The organism is Methylobacterium sp. J-078 (genome assembly GCF_022829285.1).
GTDB lineage: Bacteria > Pseudomonadota > Alphaproteobacteria > Rhizobiales > Beijerinckiaceae > Methylobacterium.
In genome coordinates this window covers 1-423 of sequence record NZ_JAKSYI010000102.1, presented here as the reverse complement: position 1 = coordinate 423, position 423 = coordinate 1, and the positions used below count along the sequence as shown (strand labels likewise).

The window sequence follows — 423 nt, the reverse complement described above, 5'->3', positions numbered from 1 at the left end:
GCTCAGGGCGGGGGCGGCGGCGGAGGGGTCGAGCACGAGGGCGCGGACGCGGCCCTGGAAGCGGTCGGCGAGTGCGGTCCGAGCGGAGGGGCGCCGGCTGGAGGCGAGGCCGGCGGCGTCGTCCTGGGTCGCCCGCAGGGTCGCGCTATCCCGCATCGAATGGGCGAAGACCTGCATGCTGGCCCAGATCGCGCCGATCTCGTCCCGGCGGGGCTTCACGGCCGGCAGGTCGAGCTGGCCCTCGGACAGGCGCCGGATCGCGGCGGTGACGCGGGCGAGGGGCGCGGCGATCTCGGCGCAGACCAACCTGCTGGCGCTCAACGACACCATCGAGGCGGCGCGGGCCGGCGAGGCCGGCCGCGGCTTCGCGGTCGTCGCCTCCGAGGTGAAGACCCTGGCGGCTCAGACCGCCAAGGCCACGGA

General features: G+C 76.6%; 1 protein-coding gene and 1 pseudogene. One reads left to right on the top strand and one right to left on the bottom strand.

Annotated elements, in window-relative coordinates:
• Window positions 1–330 (bottom strand): HAMP domain-containing protein (locus tag MKK58_RS16140; RefSeq protein ID WP_243913012.1); only part of this gene is annotated, 330 nt, incomplete at its 3' end.
• On the opposite strand from MKK58_RS16140, the pseudogene MKK58_RS27000 reads away from it, so the two are divergent.
• A pseudogene (locus tag MKK58_RS27000) lies at window positions 290–423 on the top strand (methyl-accepting chemotaxis protein); the annotation flags it as partial. The gene MKK58_RS16140 and the pseudogene MKK58_RS27000 overlap by 41 nt on opposite strands.